This is a genomic window from Thermotoga sp. 38H-to (genome assembly GCF_011057665.1).
Classification (GTDB): Bacteria; Thermotogota; Thermotogae; order Thermotogales; family Thermotogaceae; genus Thermotoga.
In genome coordinates this window covers 345,180-364,762 of sequence record NZ_LNFZ01000003.1, presented here as the reverse complement: position 1 = coordinate 364,762, position 19,583 = coordinate 345,180, and the positions used below count along the sequence as shown (strand labels likewise).

Sequence of the window (19,583 nt, the reverse complement as noted above, 5' to 3'; positions counted from 1 at the left end):
GTAAGAAATGAAACGATTTTTTCTGGTTTTTCTCCTTGTTCCGGTTTTCCTCGTGGGGAACGTCTTCGATCTGTTCGAGGAGAACCTGAAAAATTCGTCCGGTTACTGGTCGAGTGTGAAAAAGTTCAAAGAAGCACAGCTCAACTACAAACGTTACACAAACTTCTGGAATCCTGAGATATCCGTTTCATTGGGAAAGACAGGTATCACCATAACAGAGGATGGTATCTCTGATTTCTCAATATCTCCAATTGTCAACTTTGTAAACATCTACGGATTCGAGCTCGGACTTTCCTTTCCGATCTCCGTGAACACTGACGACTGGTCTTTTAACTTCGAAGGAACACAGCTCAGTGTGTCCAGAAATCTCAAAACGGAATACACAGTGGACAAGTTGAAGACAGAGGCAAACTACCTTTCCAGCAAGTATTCTTTGAAATCCACAAAGAACAGCATTTTCATCCAGACCGTCCAGGACATATTCGACTGGTACTACTACACAAAGAAGATCGAAATACTCTCGCAGAGACTTCAGGTGTTGAACGAAAAACTCAGCAAGGCAAAAGATGACGACGAAAAGAAAGCTCTGGAAAAGCAGATACTCTCCACTGAACAAACCCTGAGAAGTGCAGAATACAGTCTTCAGACGATTCAAACAAAGAACATCGACGAAGAAGTGTATCAGAAAACAAGAAAGTTTCTCGAGGGGGTCACTCTGCCGGCCACCACTCTGGAGTACAGAGAAGACCTGAAAGCTCTGGAGCTTCAAAAGAAAGCCGAAGAGATAGAAAAGAAAACATGGTTTCTTCCGTATCTTCCGGAACTGACGTTCTCGTTCAACTACGACTTCGAAGATAGCGAGTGGTCGATCGGAATAGGATTTCAGATGACGCTCTGGGACTTTGGAGAAAGAAAACTGGAAGCAGAGAAAAGAAAATCCCAGCTGGTTTCTCTGGAATATCAGGAAAAGGTGCGAAACATAGAAAACTCGTTGAGCCAAGAGCTTGTCAACATTGCCAATCTCGAGTCTCAGCTGAGACAAAAAGAAATCGAACTGGAAGATCTGGAGGAAAGCTCCAAAACAAACGATCAGCTTTTCAGGAAAGGCTTCCTGAGTGAAGAAGACTACACTCTCTCGAAACTCGACTACGTGGAAGGAACTCTCGAGAAAGAAAATCTGGAAAATTCATTGATTCTGGAAAAACTGAAATACATAAGCATCTTAGGATACGATCTTGAGAAATTCCTCAAGGAAGGTGATCAGAATTGAAAAAGTGGATAACCCTGCTGATCATAGCAGTACTGGTGGTCCTGGTGATCGTTGTGATCTTTTTGAACAGAGCCAGTGCCCAGACCGTTTCTGAAAAAGACGCCACTTCAACACAGGCTCCTGTCTATCTCACCTACACTGTGACGAAAGAGAATGAAACTGTAGAAATAGTGGGTCAGGTCACCGCCGATACGAAGAAAGTCACTTCCAAAGTATCTGGAGACGTTCTGGAAATTTACGTGGAAGAGGGAGATGTGGTTCAGGTAGGTCAGAAAATAGCAAAGATAGACGACACAGATTATCAAATCAGTTATCTTTCCGCTCTCAACAGCTACAAAACTTCTCCCACCGAGATCAACCGTTTGAATCTGGAGAAAGCAAAAGAGAACCTGGAGAACACAACGGTGGTTTCGCCTGTGAATGGAGTAGTTCAATCGGTCAATGTGGATGTGGGAGACAGTGTGTCGGTTGGTACCAGCATAGTCACTATAGTGGAAACAGATACCCTCAGAGTAGAAGGTTCCATCAGTGAATACGACCTCAAGAACGTCAAAGAAGGAATGAAGGCTGTTTTCACCTTCGAACAGCTTGGCCTCACCCTGACCGGAAAGGTGAAAAGAATCAGTCCTGTTGCGGAAACGTCCGGTGGAGTTACCGTGATACCGGTGGAGTTTTCTTTCGATCAGATACCTCCCAGCTTAGTGATACCTGGTCTCACGTGCGACGTGGAAATAATCATCAAAGAAGCTACAAGTTCTTTCTTTGTACCAAAAGAAGCGGTCAGTCAGGATCAAAACGGTTACTACGTGATGAAACAAACACCCCAAGGACCTCAAAAGGTGTATGTTGAGGTGGGTGAAGAGCTGAACGATAAGATAGAAATCAAAAAGGGTGTTTCCGAAGGAGACGTTTTGCTTCTCATCCCGTCACAGCAGGAAATCCAGAGACTTCGAACAAGACAAGGTCTTCCAATGTTCGGCCCCGGAGGGGGACGAGCAAGATGAAAAAGGTGATGGAGCTTGTCGATGTGTGGAAAATATATGACCTGGGTGAGGTGAAGGTCGAGGCTCTTCGTGGTGTTTCTTTCGAGGTGTTCGAAGGAGAATACGTGATCATAATAGGACCATCTGGAAGCGGAAAGTCTACACTCCTTCACATTCTTGGATGTCTCGATCGTCCTACAAAGGGAAAGGTACTCATAGAAGGAGAAGAGGTTTCGAGGATGGGTGATCGAAGGCTCGCGCAGGTTAGAAACAGGAAAATAGGCTTTGTCTTTCAGAGTTACAACCTTCTTCCCCGTCTCACCGCTTTGGAAAATGTGGAGCTTCCAATGATCTACGCGGGTGTACCGGCGAAGGAGAGAAAAAGGAGGGCAAAAGAGCTTCTGGAATTGGTCGGTCTGGGAGACAGACTCCATCACCGGCCGAATCAGCTTTCAGGAGGTCAGCAACAAAGAGTTGCGATAGCGAGGGCTCTGGCAAACGATCCTGTCTTCATCCTCGCAGACGAACCAACGGGAAATCTGGACACAAAAACTGGCGAAGAGATACTGGAGCTGTTCAGAAAACTCCACGAGATGGGAAAAACGCTGGTTGTTGTGACTCACAACCTCGAGATGGTGGACGAAGGAACGTGCATCGTGAGAATCAGAGATGGAAAAATCGAAGGTGTAGAACGTCGAGGTGTTGTGTATGGAGATACTTAAAGAGGTTCTGAGATCACTTCTTGCCAACAAGATGAGAACGTTTCTATCGATGCTCGGTATTGTGATCGGAGTGACCGCCGTTATCATGGTGATGTCTCTTGGGGCAGGTATGAAAGAAAGCGTGACAGAGAGGCTCACTTCGCTTGGATCGAACATCATCATGATCACACCTGGATTCACTGGAGGAAGAGGAGGTACGATCGCTCAATCGGTGGAATCGCTCGAGGAAGACGATGTAGAAGATATCCTGAAGATGTGCCCGAGTGTTGACAAAGCGATCGGTCTTGTGAATGGAAGTTTCCTTGTTCAGTACAGAGAGACAAACACCAGATCTAACGTGTACTCTGCACCAGCTGATATTTTCCACATTTTGAATCTGAAAGTCTCTTCTGGAAGGACCTTCTCCCAGGAGGACAACACTGCCAACGTCGCGATCATCGGACAAGAAGTGGCGTACAACCTGTTCGGAAACGAAAATCCTCTGGGCAAAAAGATTTACCTCGTTCAGGGAAATAGAAAACTCGTCTTTGAAATCATTGGAATCTTCGAAAGAACCGGTAGCATTCTCATGTTCAACCCAGACAACATGATTCTGATCCCCTATGAAACGGGAAAATTCAGGGTCTTCCAGACACACGGGAAGGTTTCCATGATACTCGCAACAAGTAAATCCGCGGATGTTGCTCAAAGGGCAGTCATGGAGATAGATCACCTGCTCTACACAAAGTTTCACGAGGAAGAAAGTTACTACAACATCATCAGTCAGCAAGCCATCTTGAACGTGGTCTCTGAGAGTGTGTCTATCATCAACCTTGTTCTCGTTGCAATCGCCGCTGTGTCGCTGATCGTTGGTGGTATCGGTATCATGAACATCATGCTCGTCTCTGTTGTTGAAAGAACCAGGGAAATAGGTATAAAGATGGCTATAGGAGCATCAAGACTCAGAATTCTTTTGGAGTTTCTTGTGGAAAGCGTTGTGATCACATTCGTTGCTGGTGCCATAGGTGTTGCTCTGGGTATCTTAGGTTCGAACACGATAGTTAACACCTTTGGCAGTCAGTACGGATTGAAAGCCGTGATAGATCCGCTCTCTGTGATTGTTGCATTTGGAGTTTCGGCAAGCGTTGGATTGTTCTTTGGGTTCTATCCCGCATACAGAGCCTCCAGACTGAGTCCAATAGAAGCCCTGAGGTACGAGTAATTTAACCGGATAGCGGAAACACAAAAACAAACATTTGCCCCGAAAGGGGCATTTTTTGTTTTGTATCAGATTTCCATGCCTCTAAGGAAGTATTGAAACTTAAGATGTCTATACCGGGCATTCTACAAAACAGCGTTTCCATACCTCTAAGGAATTATTGAAACGTTGAGACCATTCGTCAGGATTTTCGGGTGAATAGTGTTTCCATACCTCTAAGGAACTATTGAAACAGCGATAAGAGTTTAGTGGTAGTAACCAACATGGGAAGTTTCCATACCTCTAAGGAACTATTGAAACGTACATGGGTTGCTGCGGCAATGAATCCAGAAACCGAGTTTCCATACCTCTAAGGAACTATTGAAACCATGTGTACAAAAAAGTTGAGTATTACATCGATGGGTTTCCATACCTCTAAGGAACTATTGAAACTCGAAGGGGACATCGTCCTTCCTTATCGTCACACAGAGGTTTCCATACCTCTAAGGAACTATTGAAACCTTCAAGCATCGCAACAAGCTCGTCAGCAATTTTCTGTTTCCATACCTCTAAGGAACTATTGAAACCCATCAAGAGTATCTGCGTTTGTTATTTCAGTTAGATGTTTCCATACCTCTAAGGAACTATTGAAACTTCGCAAAGCTAAACTTGCTATTGTAGGAGTAATATGTTTCCATACCTCTAAGGAACTATTGAAACCCCGAAATAATTCTTGCTATAGCTTATGCAGAAAGGTTTCCATACCTCTAAGGAACTATTGAAACTCAAATCCACCACTAATGTTAAAGATATATGGAAAGTTTCCATACCTCTAAGGAACTATTGAAACAAAACGTGCTCATGTCGACGCAGTGCTCACAGGATGTTTCCATACCTCTAAGGAACTATTGAAACTTTCTAAATGGTTGGCTGAGACGTACGACGAACATAGTTTCCATACCTCTAAGGAACTATTGAAACGCAGAAGCCATCCCTGTATAAGTCAGGAGCAGAAAAGTGTTTCCATACCTCTAAGGAACTATTGAAACCAAACCATGAGAAGAATCCAGTTGATCTACTACGCGTTTCCATACCTCTAAGGAACTATTGAAACTTCTCTCCCTTTTTCTCCTTCACCGTCACCTTCATCCGTTTCCATACCTCTAAGGAACTATTGAAACAAAGAGTAGTGAAAAGTGAAATCGATGTCGAAATGGAGTTTCCATACCTCTAAGGAACTATTGAAACCGGTCTCATCTACAATGATGACGGCTCTCTCTGTGGTTTCCATACCTCTAAGGAACTATTGAAACGGGGATTTCTAGAGGAGCACTCGTCTATGTTCCATCGTTTCCATACCTCTAAGGAACTATTGAAACCCGTTGAGTTCAAGAGAAATTATACCACAAACACACTCTGAAAGCAAGATGTTTTTTGACCTTCCATATCCTCCCTTTCCATAAACCATTCTAACACACAAAAGAGCACCTTCAAGTACTGTTTGGAAAAATGGAATAATTGCATAGTCCAACAACGAAAGAACACAAGCAAAAAACAGAAGATAAATTATATCAACCTACGTCAGGGTGTTTTGAGGTGTTTCTGGTAAAAATCGATTAGTTCCATGTTTCACAAATAGATGAAAGAAGGTATTCCTCAGTGTGTTAGAAGTTAACTACTAATTTCTCGAATTCAAAGCACTTACACGTCATCGATTACCACAAATTCTCTTCATATTGTCTCTTAATATCATCCATTATTCCCTTTTTAACGCATAGCTTCCGGTACCACAAACCTGCATGAAATTTTTCGTTACCGGTAATTGCATACTCTGTATCGTTCTTCCAGTGCCAGATACACGCATCACCTACTTTGTGAATGATTGGAACTAACCTGGTTTGTATGCATAAAACATAATATGTTAAAACAAATATATTTCACACTAACACAAAAGCAAAGAACAGAGTGGTAAAATTTTTCAAAATTCTTGGGGAGGAAGATGATGATTTCCATATTCTTCGGGAGTTTCCTTGTGGGGCTTTCCGGTGCGGTCGCACCGGGCCCTCTAATGATGATAGCCATATCCCAGAGTGCAAAAGGTTGGAAAAACTCTATAAAACTGATATCCGGCCACGTTGTTCTGGAAGCTTTTCTTGTTCTCCTGCTGGTTCTTGGCTTTCAATGGGTCCTGAAATCTCCGCTTGTGACAAAAGTGATAGGTCTTCTTGGAGGATCTTTCCTTGCTTTCATGGGGATTTCTCAGCTAACAGCCATCAAAGGTGAGATCTCACAGGTAGAAAAAAACGATCTGAAAATCCCCCTTCCCATCACAGGAGCTCTCGTTTCACTGTCCAACCCGTACTTTCTTCTTTGGTGGATGTCCGTCGGCAGCGCTTTCCTTGTCAAAGCGCAGACATCGTTTCTGGCTGGGGTTACTGCCTTCTACTTCGGCCACATTCTCTCAGACATTCTCTGGTACTCTCTGATAGGTGTCTTTGGAAACACCATATTGAAATCCTCACTGATCTACAAAATAGTGATGGCCGTGACCGGTCTGTTCCTCATCGGTTTTGGCCTTTTCTTCGTGCTTGACTCTCTCAGGTGAGTTCTTCCAGTTTCTTCTTTATGTACTCCAGAGCCAGAAGGTAACCGTACACACCAAGTCCGCTTATCTGACCGTCGCACACCTCAGCCGTGACGCTCCTTCTTCTGAACTCTTCTCTCCTGTGTATGTTCGATATGTGAACCTCCACCTTCGGCACCTTCACGATCTCCAGGGCATCCCTTATGGCGTAGCTGTAGTGGGTGAAAGCCCCCGGGTTTATCACAAGACCATCGAAATCGAGCCTGTGCAGTCTATCCAAAATTTCTCCCTCGTGGTTCGACTGAAAGACCTCCACTTCCACACCGTTTTTCCTTCCCCAATCTTCTATCATCTTCACAAGATCCTCATGAGAAAAGTTTCCATAGATGTTTTTGTCTCTTTTTCCGAGCATGTTCAAGTTGGGTCCGTTCACCACGAGTACTTTCAATCTACCACCTCCAGAAGCTCGAGCGGATCGACCTCCAAGAATTCGATCTTTCCGATTTCTTTCACGTAAGGAAGCCTGACTCTGGAACCTTTCAGGATCTTCTTGTCGTTCAGAATAAGATTTCTGGCTTTCTCAACATCGACGGATGGAACAGGAATTGGAACGATCTGTTTGACCTTTTCTACGATCCATCTCATGGTTTCCTTAGGCACTATTCCTTTTCTGTACAGGTACATCGTCTCTTTTTCGATGCCCCATGCTACCGCTATACCGTGAGGTACCCCTTCCAGCATCTCGTACACATGACCGAGTGTGTGTCCCAGATTCAGGGCGTGTCTCAAACCCATGTCGTAGGGATCTTCCATTACTATCCTCGCTTTCTCTTCGACGGAGATTTTTACCATCTCGCTGAGAACTCTGAGATTTCTCTTCTCAATCTTCTCCGGCTCATCGAAGAGTTCTACCCCGCGACCCGAAAGAATCGTCATCTTGAAGGCTTCCACGACTCCCTCTTCGAACCTGCCCTCATCCATCGAAAGCGTGACGGTGGGATCTATGATCACGTAGTCTGGCATTCTGAAAGTCCCAACGACGTTTTTCACTCCAGCGAAATCGATGGCATTCTTTCCACCAACGGAAGCGTCCACCTGAGCCAGAAGTGTTGTTGGATAGAAAGAAAGTCCCACTCCTCTTTTAAACGTGCTCGCTACAAAGCCGGTGAAGTCGGTGAGAGCACCTCCCCCGACACCCGCTATGGTCTTTCCCCTGGGAAAGTCCATTCGGATGAGTTCGTAGTACGCTCTGGAGACATGCTCCAGCGTCTTCACTTCCTCTCCATCCGGAAAAAGAAGCCGATTCTCCGGGAGGTACCTTCCGTATATCTTCTCCACCCTCTCCGTGGTGAAAACCAGCTCTTCGTTTCTCACCCTCTTGAAGCCACCGAGGATGATCTTCACCAGGTGTGGTTTTTCTATCGTTGAGATTTCTTTCTCGTCCAGAGCCTCCAGCACAACGAGTGCGGTTGTTTCCCACTCGTTCAACCTGGAGGTGTCGATCCTTCTGAACTCCGCGTAGAACTGTTTTCTCTTTTCCCAGATCTCCCGTATTCTCTCTTTTCCTTCGCTCAGAAGAGGTCTGTTCTCTGTTGTTACTCTTTCCATCAACACTTCAGGGGGAGCGTAGAGAAAGAGAGTCTTTTCCTTCTTCAAAAGCTCTCTGTTCTCTGGATCGACCACAACACCTCCACCCGTTGCCACAACCACGTTGTCTCTTTCCACAAGTTCTTTAAGAAGTTCTTTTTCTTTCAGGCGGAAGTACTCCTCACCGTCTTCTTCGAAAATCCTTCGAACGCTTCTTCCCTCTCTTCTTTCTATCTCTTCATCCATATCTATGAACTGAAGGTCGAGCACCTCGGAAATCCTTTTACCGATAGTGCTCTTTCCAGAACCCATCATTCCAACGAGGAAGATTCTCATTCTCGAACCTCCTTTTCAGGTCGTCGATGTTTCCATCGCCCAGATGTTCGAGCAAAGCGTCCGAGATCACCACAGCGAGCGCGGCTTCACACACGACAGAAGCAGGAGGAACGGCCGTCACGTCAGATCTCACGTACGGTGTCTTCGCTGGTTCCATCGTTCTCAGATCAACGGATTTCAACGGCTTTCCCGTGGTGGGAATAGGCTTCACAGAGACGTTCACCCACACGTCTTCTCCGTTGGTGATGCCCCCTTCTATTCCTCCCAGATTGTTCGTTTTTCTCTTTATCTTGCCGTCTTCCAGTTCGAATTCATCCAGATAGTCGAAGCCGTACCACATTTCTTCACTTCCAATCACCACTCCCTTCACAGCGGGAATGGCAAAAAAGAGAGAACCTATCTTCGAGTCGAGCTTTTTGAAAAGATCGGAGTAGCTCCCGATGCCTGCCGGGACACCTCTTGCAATGATCCTCACCTTGCCGCCGAGGGTGTTTCCCTCTTCTTTCGCCCTGTCGATCTCGGAGATCATCCCCTCCGTTGCCTCTGGATCCGGACAGAAAACGGCCGATTCGTCCCTCTTTCTTCTCAACTCCTCAAAATCGTCTGGGATATTCTTCGCTTCCACGTTTCCAAGTCTCGTGACGAACCCAAGAACATCTATGTTGAACTCTCTGAGAAGACTCTTCAGAAGAGCACCCGCCGCCGTGAGAGCCACCGTCCATCTGGCACTGGATCGTTCCACGTAGACGTTCAGATCCGGCAGTTTGTACTTCACAAAAGCAGCGTAATCTATGTGACCCGGTCTCGGCACGCTCCGAACGTCTTTCACCGGGTTGCCCGCTTTGTTTGGAACGAGAATCGTCAGCGGTGCTCCCGTTGTGATACCTCTCCACACTCCGGAGACGATCTCGAAGGCATCTTCTTCTATGCTCATCCTTTTTCCTCTACCGTAGCAATTTCTTCTCCTGAAAAGTTCTCTTCTTATGATCTCTTCATCGATCTTCAAACCCGCAGGAATCCCTTCCAAAACCGCTATCATGTACTTTCCGTGGGAATCTCCCGCTATTGTGAGCTTCATCTCAGTACCTCCCCGAACACTTCTTTGAACGATCTTTCATCGTAGATTCCCCATATTTTGAGGTTTTCCATCGCCTGATAGTAAAACATGAGGTTTCCCTTTACAACGTGTTCCACTCCCAATCTCTTCGCATCAGAAACGAGAGGAGTCTCAAAGTACACCACGTCGTAAACAAGAGACAGACCTTTCAAAGAAGCTTCGGAAACGGGCAGTTTCTCTCCCTTCATTCCAACGGAAGTGGTGTTGAAGAGACTCTTCGCCTTTTTCAAAACTTCATCGAGCTGATCGAGAGAGAAAATTTTCACAGGAAAATCGAGAGCCTTCGCCCTTTCGATCGTTCTGTTCACCACCCAGATGTCTTTCACGCCCATCTGGAGGAGAGCGTAGATCACGGCACGTGCGGCTCCGCCCGCTCCCACAACGACAACGGGCTCCTTCACCTCTACACCCTCGAGCGACTTCACAACGCCAACCCAGTCGGTGTTGTATCCCTTTCCCCGAAAGACACAGTTCACGGCTTTTATTCTCTGCGCATCTTCCGATGGTTCGACGTACTGCATCACTCTTTCTTTGTGAGGAATTGTCGCGTTGAAACCATCGTATTCTTCGAGAATCCTTCTTATCTCCGTGTCGAAAGATTCAGGTGGTATCTCTTCCATACCGTACGAGTGGCTTATCCCCGCCCTTTTGAAATACTCGTTGTAAAGCCGTGGTGATATACTGTGTCTCACCGGATACCCTATGATGCAGAATTTCATGATATCACCACTCTCTCCAGCAGTTCGTAAAAGTTCGGGAATGACACCGCCACGCACTCGTGATCTTTCACTTCAACACCCTCTTCACTCACGAGCCCTGCTATGGAAAAGAGCATGGCCATTCTGTGGTCGCCTTCTGGATCTACCGATCCACCTTTTATGCTCTGCTTTCCAACGATCTTGAAACCATCTTTGAACTCTTCTATTTCGACACCGAGCCGTTTGAAGTTTTCCACCAGAACCCTTATCCTGTCGGATTCCTTCTTTCTCAACTCCTCCGCGTTCCTCACGACCGTTTCTCCCTCTGCGAAGACACCAAGAAGCGCCACAAGAGGCAGTTCATCTATCATGAGAGGTATGAGATGTTCGGGAACAACCACTCCCTTCAGATTTGGAGAGGTCTCCACCCTCACAGTTCCTATCGGCTCGAGATTTTCTTCCGTGATCTCCCACTCCAGGTTGGCTCCCATGAGTTTCATAACTTCAAGGAGTCCCGTTCGGGTGGGATTCAGGCCAACGTCCGTTACTGTGATTCGAGCGTTGGGGTGAATAGCACCGAGAACCACGAAGAAAGCAGCCGACGAGATATCACCGGGGACTTTCATCGTGAAGCCCCTGAAGGTAGCAGGCTCCAGAACTACACGTGTTCCTTCCACTTCGACGGGAACACCGAGGTTTTTGAGCATCCTTTCCGTGTGATCTCTGCTTTTTGCTGGTTCGATAACGATCGTTCGTCCGCTGGCTCTGAGCCCCGCCAGAAGAACAGCGCTCTTCACTTGAGCGCTCGCCACCGGTGTTTTGTAGCTGATACCGGAAAGGTGATTTCCCTTGATAGCCATGGGAAGGTAGTTGTTCTGCCTCGCCATGAAACGCGCTCCCATCATCTCCAGAGGTTCGATCACTCTTCTCATCGGCCTTCTGGAGAGAGAAGGATCCCCATAAAGCACTGTGAACATCTCGTATGAAGCGAGAACCCCGCTCATCAACCTTGTGGTCGTTCCGGAGTTTCCACAGAAGAGAGGTTCTATCGGTTCAGCGAAGGGCTTCGGAAAGACCTTCATCTTTTCCCAGTTGCCTTCAAAACGTGTACCGAGTTTTTCGAGAATGTCGTGGGTCCTCTCTGTGTCGAGACACCTCAAAAGGTTGTACAGGGTGCTCTCCGTTTCCGCCAGAGCGGACAGAATGAGAGCCCTGTGAGTTATGGATTTGTCCGGAGGAACGCTCAGCACTCCTTCGACCTTCTTCGCCGGAAACACCTTCAAGATATCACTTCCTTTATCGCTTTTTTCAGGTTTTCGAAATCTTCTTTCTCTATGAGATGATAGAAAACATTCAGAAAGTTTCTTGCGTTCTCCAAGTATTTGAGGATGTTTTCTTTATTATATCTGATCATATCCAGCGCCATCTCCATGTTCTGTTTAGAAAGTCTCGTGTTGGAAAGATAACCAGGTCCCGCGTATTCTTCGAAGGGTTTCCCCACGTACCGCGCGCTCAGCGAGATCAGATACTGAACGTGACTCACCGCAGCGACGATCTCGTCGTGGATCCTGTAGTCTATCCACAAAGGTCTGGCACCAAGATCTTTCACGATGTTTTCAATCATCCCATCTTCTTTTCCGTCGAGAGAGCAGAGAAAGAAGATCTTTCCGCCGAACATTTCCCGATCCCAACCCGATTTTCCCTTTCGTTCGTTTCCGGCCATGGGGTGTCCTCCTGTAAAGTTCAATTCCCTCTCTCTGGCTATTTCCATGAAAGGTGTCTTCACACTCGCTACATCGAGAATCTTGCCTGAAAAGTCCGTCTCTTTCAGGAATCTCTCCTCGACGCTCATGGGAAGCGCAAGAACGAGAAGGTCTGTATCGTAGAGATCGCTTTCCTTTGAAACAGTTTCTATTCCGTTTTCTTCCAATGCTTTCATCGTTTCTTCATCTCTGTCGAAGGCTGTGACATGATGCTTTTCTTTCAATTTCAGTGCGATCGATCCACCGATGCATCCCGCTCCGAGCACAGAAATTTTCAATTCACCTTCACCCCCAGGGCATCAGCGAGTTTCTTCATTTCCTGAACCAGTTCCTTGAAGAGCTCGAAGTCAAGACTCTGTTTTCCATCCGAAAGTGCCTTCTCGGGCTCCGGATGAACCTCCACAATGATTCCATGGGCTCCAACCGCTATAGCGGCTCGGGAGAGTGGAATGACGAGGTCTCTTCTTCCCCCAGAGTGGCTCGGATCCACCAGAATGGGAAGATGGGATTCCTTTCTGATTATAGGAACAGCGGATATATCGAGTGTGTTCCTCGTGGCCTTTTCGAACGTTCTGATTCCCCTTTCACACAGTATGATCTTCGTGTTTCCAGAGTTTGCAATGTATTCAGCGGAGAGAAGGAACTCTTCGATGGTGTTCATGAAACCCCTTTTCAGAAGAACGGGTTTGTTGTAGCTTCCCGCTTTAGAGAGCAATCTGAAGTTCTGAGCGTTTCTCGCTCCTATCTGAATGATATCAGCGTACTCGGCCACTTTTGGAAGATCGTCTTCTCCGAGAGCCTCCGTCACCACGTACATACCGTACTTGTCGGCAGCCTCTCTCAGGTATTCCAGCCCCTTTTCTCCGAGTCCTTGGAAAGAGTAAGGAGATGTTCGAGGCTTGTAGGCCCCTCCCCTCAAAACTTTAACACCGAGTTCGCTCAAAAAGTGCGCGGTTTCCATGAGCATTTCCCTGCCTTCAACTGAGCACGGTCCCGCTATGATGGTGAAGTAGCCGTTTCCTATCTTCACATCTCCGAGGTCGATCACCGTGTCCTCCGGATGGAACTCACGAGAAACGAGTTTGTAAGGTTTGAGCACCCTCACAACGCTTTCCACGCAATCCAGCGACTCGAACTTGTCCGCCACCACGTACCTGTCGTCCCCGATGATCCCAATAACCGTTCTTTCCTGACCTTTGGAAATGTGACACTTCAAGTTGTAACTCTCAGCCAACTTCACCACCTTCCTTATATCTTCTTCTGTGGAACCGGGTTTCAAAACGACTATCATAGATCTACCACCTCCTACGGGATTTTGGTAATAAAAAAAGGGCTCCGCTGCCCGGAGCCCTTCAGTGTTTTCTATCGCTCCGGGCAGATACCGAAAGAGGCACCTGCCCGGAGCGGTCGCACTCACGGACAGGTGCCCCTGTTAAACCAAAAGTAATAATAATTGTGTTCAATCGATTTGAGACATATTATTCTTCCACATCGCATAACCTTTCACCCCTGTTTGGTTACTATTCTAACAAACAACGCTGGAAAAATCAAGTGGGAAGCTCTTTTCCCCTCAAAGCTACCAGAAGCAGCACAGCGACCAGAAAAGAAAGCGCTCCGACAATATAGTAAAGAAAATGGACCGGCACTCTATCAACGAGGTATCCGTAGAGAACCGATCCGAGCGGAGTGACTCCGTTTGCTACGAGAATGAGGAAAGAAAAGGCCCTCGCTCTGATGTGAGAAGGTGTCATCTTTTGAAACGCCGTGTCCAGAGGAACGTTGATGATGGGATTCAAAAAACCCATTATCAGGAACGTGATGAAAAACAGCGAGAAAAGAACCAGTCTGTTCAAGGAAAAATCAGGCATGACGAGAAAGCCAAGGAAGACGATGGGAAGTTCAAAAAGAAAGATAGAAATCTTCATGGCCTTCCACATGTTCTTCTTTGACAGGTACGATGCGATCAGAAAGTTCCCAAGAAGCGCCCCTAAGGTGAAGGAAGTCTCCAGGAAACCAAATTCCTGAGCCGAAAATTTCATCACTTCCCTGATCGTGTAAGGATACACCACCATGAACAGCGGAGAGATGAGCAGATTCAGAAAAAGTGCGAAGATCAGAATGGTTCGTATGAGCTCGTGGTTCCAGATGAAGAGAAATCCTTCTTTGAGATCTTCAAGGATCTGAGAGAATTTTGCTGGCTTTTTCTCCACCTTTCGGCTGTAAACGATGAAGATCTCACTGATAGCAGAGAGGACAAAAGACACCCCATTCACAAGAAAAACGATCGCTATACCGTAGAATCCGTAGATCACTCCTCCCAGTGCGGGGCCCAGGATCTGTGGAAAGATCCTCACCATACCCATGATGGAGTTGGCTCTCATGAGAAAATCCTGAGGAACGATATCGGGAAACATCGCACCTGTCGGTATGTCGAAGAGATTGTCCATGACAGCCATCGCTATCTGAGAAACGTAGAGAACGGGAAGGGTGACGGAGTTTCTGAACGCAAGAAGGGCCAGAAAACAGATGAGAAATCCCCTCAGAAAATCCATCGAGACCATGAGAAACTTTCTATCTCCCCTGTCTCCCACGATCCCGGCTATGGGTGTGAAAAGGATCCTCGGAACCATGTAGGCTACGGTCATCAGGGCAACAGCAGATCCAGAGTGTGTCAGATCCAGTACAAAAAGAGGAATCGCAACCGCCTGAATGGAACTTCCAAGAATCGATACGAACCTTCCGAGGGCAAGAAGGAAGAAGTTCCTCTTCCAGTGTAAGAGCTCATTCACAGTACTCCCTCCTCATCGATCCTGAAGACTTCCAGGTACCATTGCACTGGATGTTTCTGTGACACCCAGTTCCCAAACCGCCGGTGAAGATGGAGCTGTCTCTACAGTAGAAAAAAACAGCACATACAGCCATATCAAAGAAAACAACATCACCACAAGAATCGTCGAAACCATCAGATACACCTTCATGGAAGATCATTCTTTTCCTTCGACCTTCTTCTTGGAAGAAACAGAGATGTTACTGATGAAAGGAGAGACCATTTTCAAAATACCGCTGACGAAGAAGTTCGATATCCTCGCGATATCACCTTCCACCACCGGTGTTTTCCCTGATTCTTTGACGCCGATGAGAGCGAGATCTCCCTTCACCGTTCCTCCATCGAATTCGATCTTTCCGCCGATGACGGCAAGATCACCTTCCACCTCTCCGGAAAAGAACGTTTCACAGTTGATGAGCGCAAGATCTCCTTTGATTTTTCCCCTTATGATCGCTTTCTTTTTAGAAAGGACGAGATCTTCTTCCACTATCTCGTTTTCGCCGAGGATGTAGTCGCCCTCCCGTTCAGAAAAATCACCTTTTGGCCCGATTTCTTCTCTTTCCTTTTCCTGTACCGCCTTTATCAGCATCTCCCCTTCTTCTGGACTGATTTCTCCCCTTGCCACAGCTTCCAGGATCTTTCTGATCTCCTCAGACATCGCTCTCTCCTCCTTTTTTCCTCTTCTTCAGAATTTCCAAAGCTTCCTCAACGCTGATCTTCCCTTCTTTCACCTGCTTGAAGAGATCCTCTTCTGCAGCTTCTTCCTCCACTTCTCCAAGGGGTTGGAGATTCATCTTCTCCAGGATTCTCTCCAGCTTCCCCCTCAAGGCGAAATAGCCCTGTCCTGTGTAACGCTCTATCTCCTTCAAATTCCCACGCGCCTTGAAGAATAGAATCACGAACTCGAGTTCATCTTTGTCGAGAAAATCGAACGGGCTCGCTTTGAAATGTCCCCGCACAGTGACATCGTCTCTTTTGCAGTGAAGCTCTGTAACTATCATTTCTTTTCCGCAGACCGGACACTTGGGCAACATATTTTGTCACCTCCTGCAAAATATTTTAGACTATCACCAAATATTTTGTCAAGTCCCCAAAAATTTTTCTGTGAGGATTCTTATTGCTCCCTTCTTCACCGTGAAATGAGTCTTTCTTTACATATAATTAGCGTTACCTTATTTGACTCTTAATCTCCCGATGATACACTTACACATGAAAAATGAGAGTAATTCTCAAAAAGGAGGTGAGGAAAATGTTTGTGTTGATACCGGTAGATGTGTTGATAGCCATTCACAGCGAGAAGATAGGACAGAAAAGGAACAGATAATTATTAATTCTTATTTTGTGCTTAATATTCCGATGCTACATTTACAGGCGAAGGATGATGATATCTGAAAGGAGGTGAAGAAGATGTTAGAACTGATACCGCTGGATGTGGTCATAGAGATTTTTGGTGGAAAAACACAGGAAAACAGAAAGAAGAATAACAAAAAGTAAGTGCCGTACCCCTGCGTCCCCATTTTTTAACCAGGCCTCGAAACGAGGCTTTTTTTGTTTTAAAATACATAGGGTGATACTGTGTTTCTTCCCACAACACGTGAGGAAATGAGAAAATTAGGCTGGAAAGAGCTCGATATCATCCTTGTCACAGGCGACGCTTATGTGGATCATCCCTCCTTCGGTGTTGCCTTCATCGGTCATTATCTCGTCTCTCATGGCTTCAAAGTGGGGATCATCGCTCAGCCAGACTGGAGAACAGAGAAAGACATCACACGCCTTGGAAGGCCTCGTCTTTTCTTCGGTGTCACCGCTGGAAACGTTGACTCGATGGTGGCGAATTACACGGCCTCGAAGAAAAAAAGAAAAACGGACGACTACACACCGGGTGGAATCGGTGGAAAAAGACCCGACAGGGCAACCATCGTCTATACGAATCTCATCAAGAGATTCTTCCCGGAAGTTCCCGTTGTCCTTGGTGGATTGGAAGCGAGCCTCAGAAGGTTCGCACACTACGACTGGTGGAGCGATAGAGTGAGAAAGTCTGTTCTCGTCGATTCAAAGGCAGATCTCCTCGTCTATGGAATGGGTGAAAAGGCAGTTCTTGGGATCGCACAGATCCTTTCCAGAACGGGTGATATAGAAAAGTGCAAAAGTATTCGTGGAGTCGTCTGGTGGGCCTCTCAAAAACCCGAAGAAGGCATCGAACTGCCCTCTTACGATGAAATCTCAGAGAATCCCGAAAAATACGCCGAAGCATTGAAACTTCAGACCTGGTACACTGATCCATACAAGAACATTCCGATCTACCAGAGGCAAGACACGAGGTACGTGGTGCAGAATCCACCCCAGCCACCGCTCAGCCAGGAAGAACTCGACCGGCTCTACCTTCTCCCTTTCGAAAGAGAAGTTCATCCGTTTTACGCAAAGATGGGAAAAGTGAAAGCGATAGAGACGGTGAAGTTCTCGATAACGGCTGTGAGAGGTTGTTTCGGAAACTGTTCTTTCTGCGCCCTCACACAGCATCAGACAACTCACGTCTCCTACCGCAGCAAAGATTCCATTCTCGAAGAAGTGAGGATCCTCACGAAGAAAAAGGACTTCAAAGGCACCATCACAGACGTTGGAGGACCGACTGCGAACCTCTACGGTTCGGGCTGTTCCATCAGAGAAACGAAAGGACAGTGCCAGAAGTTCTGTTTGTATCCCATCGTGTGCAAGGTTGTCCGACCGAACCACGACGAATTCATCTCTCTTCTCGAGTCGATCAGGCAAATTCCAGGTGTCAGAAACGTCTTTGTCTCTTCAGGAATCAGACACGACTTTGTCTTTGCCGAAAAAGACCCAGATGTCTTCATAAGGGAACTCGTGAAGTACACCCCGGGACAGCTGAAACTCGCCCCCGAACACGCTCATCCAAAGGTGCTATCTCTGATGAGAAAACCGCCTGTGGAACTGTTTCTCGAGTTCAAAAAACGCTTCGAAACACTCGCAAAGAAGATGGGAAAGAGAAAGTATGTGATCGGCTACTTCATAGTGGGACACCCGGGAGAAGGCTGGAGGGAGAACAATTACTTGAGAGACTTCATACTCAAACACCTCGGGTACTTTCCCCAGCAGATCCAGATCTTCACACCTACTCCCGGAACGGTGAGCACCGCGATGTACTACTCTGGTGTGGATCCCTTCACAGGTGAAAAGGTCCACGTCGAAAGATCGCTGAAGGTGAGAAACAAGATGAAGGAGAACGTGCTGTTCAAAAAGAAGGGGAGGGAAAAGAGATGAGACTCACTGTCTTCCTTTTGATCTTTCTTGGTGTGATGGTGTTTGGTGCCTTCGATCAGGAAGCGTTTCTCTTCGTTCAGCATCTCACCGCTGAAAACTTCGAATCGGCTTTGAATATGTGTTCCAATCAGGTAAAAGCACAGCTCAGTGTCCAGAGCCTTTTGAACATCTGGAACTCTCTGAAAGCACAGCTCGGTGACTTCAGAGAAATCACTGGATACGAAAAAATCACCCAGGGTGAATACGAGATCTACAACTTCACTCTGAGGTTCGAAAGAGGAGAAATCTCAGCACTTGTCACCATGGACAGAGAAGGAAAAGTCGCCGGACTCTTCTTCAAACAGGCTACAAAGACAGAGTACGAACTTCCAGACTACGTGGACCCGGAGAGCTTCGAGGAGAAGGATATCACCGTGAACGGCCTTCCCGGGAAGATCACGATCCCAAAAGGAAACGGACCGTTCCCAGCTGTTGTCCTCGTGCACGGCTCTGGACCGAACGACATGGACGAAACCATCGGTCCAAACAAGATATTCAAGGACATCGCGTACGGTCTGTCTTCGAAGGGTATCATCGTTCTCAGATACCACAAAAGAACGTTCGTCGAGAAAGTGGACCCCACCACCTTGACCGTCGAAAAAGAAGTCATAGAAGACGCACTGGAAGCGGTGAAGATACTCAAAGAGAGAAAAGACGTCTCCCGAGTTTATATGCTGGGACACAGCCTCGGTGCGATGCTCACACCGGAGATAGCGGAAAGATCGAAGGCAGACGGTGTTGTCATGATAGCACCGCCCGCAAGACCGCTCGAAGAAGTCATGGAAGATCAGTTGAAATATCTTCAGTCTCTGGGTCTTGCAAGCAACGTAGAAGAAACTCTGAACATTCTGGAAAAACTCAAAAGAAAAGAGATTCCTCCAGATGAATTCGTCCTTGGAGCTCCCGCGAAGTACTTCTACGACTTGAGAGAAAGAGATCCTGTTTCAATTGCGAAGAGACTAACCATCCCCATGCTTTTGATCTTCGGCGGCAGAGACTACCAGGTGACTGAAAAGGACCGAGAAATCTGGTTGAAGGAACTTTCAGGCAGGGAAAATGTGAAAATACTCGTCTTCGACGATCTCAATCACCTGATGATTTCAGGAGAAGGAAAATCAACGCCGGTTGAATACATGAAGAAAGGTCACGTTGACAAAAGAGTAATAGATGAGATCGCCAGGTGGATGGTAAAATAACAGGA

At 46.7% G+C, this 19,583-nt stretch carries 18 protein-coding genes and 1 CRISPR repeat array; of the genes, 7 read left to right on the top strand and 11 right to left on the bottom strand.

Annotation, left to right across the window (positions count from 1 at the left end; all coding sequences use genetic code 11):
- The first annotated feature begins 7 nt into the window (after nt 1–7).
- From AS158_RS08210 to AS158_RS08190, 5 genes are all read left to right on the top strand, one after another.
- On the top strand, nt 8–1,270 hold the full coding sequence (locus tag AS158_RS08210; protein WP_165304834.1) for a TolC family protein: 1,263 nt from the start codon (nt 8–10) through the stop codon (nt 1,268–1,270).
- Complete coding sequence (locus tag AS158_RS08205; protein WP_012310631.1) at nt 1,267–2,274, top strand: efflux RND transporter periplasmic adaptor subunit; 1,008 nt, start codon at nt 1,267–1,269, stop codon at nt 2,272–2,274. Before AS158_RS08210 ends, AS158_RS08205 begins: the two co-directional genes overlap by 4 nt.
- Nucleotides 2,271–2,975, top strand: a complete 705-nt coding sequence (locus AS158_RS08200) for an ABC transporter ATP-binding protein (protein WP_008193575.1) — start codon at nt 2,271–2,273, stop codon at nt 2,973–2,975. Before AS158_RS08205 ends, AS158_RS08200 begins: the two co-directional genes overlap by 4 nt.
- A complete protein-coding gene (locus tag AS158_RS08195) occupies nt 2,962–4,176 on the top strand; it encodes an ABC transporter permease (protein WP_012310632.1) in 1,215 nt (404 codons plus the stop codon). Before AS158_RS08200 ends, AS158_RS08195 begins: the two co-directional genes overlap by 14 nt.
- A gap of 69 nt (nt 4,177–4,245) precedes the next feature.
- Nucleotides 4,246–5,531: a CRISPR direct-repeat array (repeat unit 30 nt; unit sequence GTTTCCATACCTCTAAGGAACTATTGAAAC).
- A 623-nt stretch (nt 5,532–6,154) separates the two neighbouring features.
- On the top strand, nt 6,155–6,757 hold the full coding sequence (locus tag AS158_RS08190) for a LysE family translocator (protein WP_165304833.1): 603 nt from the start codon (nt 6,155–6,157) through the stop codon (nt 6,755–6,757).
- On the opposite strand, the gene aroQ is transcribed toward AS158_RS08190, so the two are convergent.
- The 11 genes from aroQ to AS158_RS08135 all read right to left on the bottom strand — a co-directional run bounded on the left by aroQ (nt 6,750) and on the right by AS158_RS08135 (nt 16,098).
- Nucleotides 6,750–7,184, bottom strand: coding sequence for a type II 3-dehydroquinate dehydratase (aroQ, locus tag AS158_RS08185; protein WP_165304832.1), 435 nt, complete (start codon nt 7,182–7,184; stop codon nt 6,750–6,752). The genes AS158_RS08190 and aroQ overlap by 8 nt on opposite strands.
- Nucleotides 7,181–8,659, bottom strand: coding sequence for a bifunctional shikimate kinase AroK/3-dehydroquinate synthase AroB (aroB, locus tag AS158_RS08180; protein ID WP_004083135.1), 1,479 nt, complete (start codon nt 8,657–8,659; stop codon nt 7,181–7,183). The genes aroQ and aroB overlap by 4 nt, the downstream gene beginning before the upstream one ends.
- Nucleotides 8,607–9,737, bottom strand: coding sequence for a chorismate synthase (gene aroC / locus AS158_RS08175; protein WP_008193596.1), 1,131 nt, complete (start codon nt 9,735–9,737; stop codon nt 8,607–8,609). Before aroC ends, aroB begins: the two co-directional genes overlap by 53 nt.
- A complete protein-coding gene (gene aroE / locus AS158_RS08170; RefSeq protein ID WP_165304831.1) occupies nt 9,734–10,495 on the bottom strand; it encodes a shikimate 5-dehydrogenase in 762 nt (253 codons plus the stop codon). The genes aroC and aroE overlap by 4 nt, the downstream gene beginning before the upstream one ends.
- Nucleotides 10,492–11,757 (bottom strand): 3-phosphoshikimate 1-carboxyvinyltransferase, encoded by a 1,266-nt coding sequence (gene aroA / locus AS158_RS08165; protein WP_165304830.1) that lies wholly within the window; start codon nt 11,755–11,757, stop codon nt 10,492–10,494. The genes aroE and aroA overlap by 4 nt, the downstream gene beginning before the upstream one ends.
- Nucleotides 11,754–12,515: a prephenate dehydrogenase gene (locus AS158_RS08160; protein WP_165304829.1), complete on the bottom strand. Its 762-nt coding sequence runs from the start codon at nt 12,513–12,515 to the stop codon at nt 11,754–11,756. Before AS158_RS08160 ends, aroA begins: the two co-directional genes overlap by 4 nt.
- Nucleotides 12,512–13,528 (bottom strand): 3-deoxy-7-phosphoheptulonate synthase, encoded by a 1,017-nt coding sequence (gene aroF, locus AS158_RS08155; RefSeq protein WP_004083125.1) that lies wholly within the window; start codon nt 13,526–13,528, stop codon nt 12,512–12,514. Before aroF ends, AS158_RS08160 begins: the two co-directional genes overlap by 4 nt.
- 256 nt (nt 13,529–13,784) lie before the next feature.
- Nucleotides 13,785–15,026, bottom strand: coding sequence for an MFS transporter (locus tag AS158_RS08150; protein WP_011943197.1), 1,242 nt, complete (start codon nt 15,024–15,026; stop codon nt 13,785–13,787).
- 12 nt (nt 15,027–15,038) lie between these two features.
- Nucleotides 15,039–15,200, bottom strand: a complete 162-nt coding sequence (locus AS158_RS08145; RefSeq protein ID WP_162009635.1) for a hypothetical protein — start codon at nt 15,198–15,200, stop codon at nt 15,039–15,041.
- Between the two features lie 21 nt (nt 15,201–15,221).
- Nucleotides 15,222–15,722 carry a hypothetical protein gene (locus tag AS158_RS08140; RefSeq protein WP_011943198.1) on the bottom strand — a complete coding sequence of 167 codons (501 nt, stop codon included), beginning with the start codon at nt 15,720–15,722 and terminating at the stop codon, nt 15,222–15,224.
- Nucleotides 15,715–16,098, bottom strand: a complete 384-nt coding sequence (locus AS158_RS08135; RefSeq protein ID WP_011943199.1) for a DUF2089 family protein — start codon at nt 16,096–16,098, stop codon at nt 15,715–15,717. Before AS158_RS08135 ends, AS158_RS08140 begins: the two co-directional genes overlap by 8 nt.
- Before the next feature lie 541 nt (nt 16,099–16,639).
- Between AS158_RS08135 and AS158_RS08130 the strand changes: the two genes are divergently transcribed.
- On the top strand, nt 16,640–18,343 hold the full coding sequence (locus tag AS158_RS08130; RefSeq protein ID WP_004083105.1) for a YgiQ family radical SAM protein: 1,704 nt from the start codon (nt 16,640–16,642) through the stop codon (nt 18,341–18,343).
- On the top strand, nt 18,340–19,578 hold the full coding sequence (gene estD, locus AS158_RS08125) for an esterase EstD (RefSeq protein WP_008193616.1): 1,239 nt from the start codon (nt 18,340–18,342) through the stop codon (nt 19,576–19,578). The genes AS158_RS08130 and estD overlap by 4 nt, the downstream gene beginning before the upstream one ends.
- The last annotated feature ends 5 nt before the right edge of the window (nt 19,579–19,583 follow it).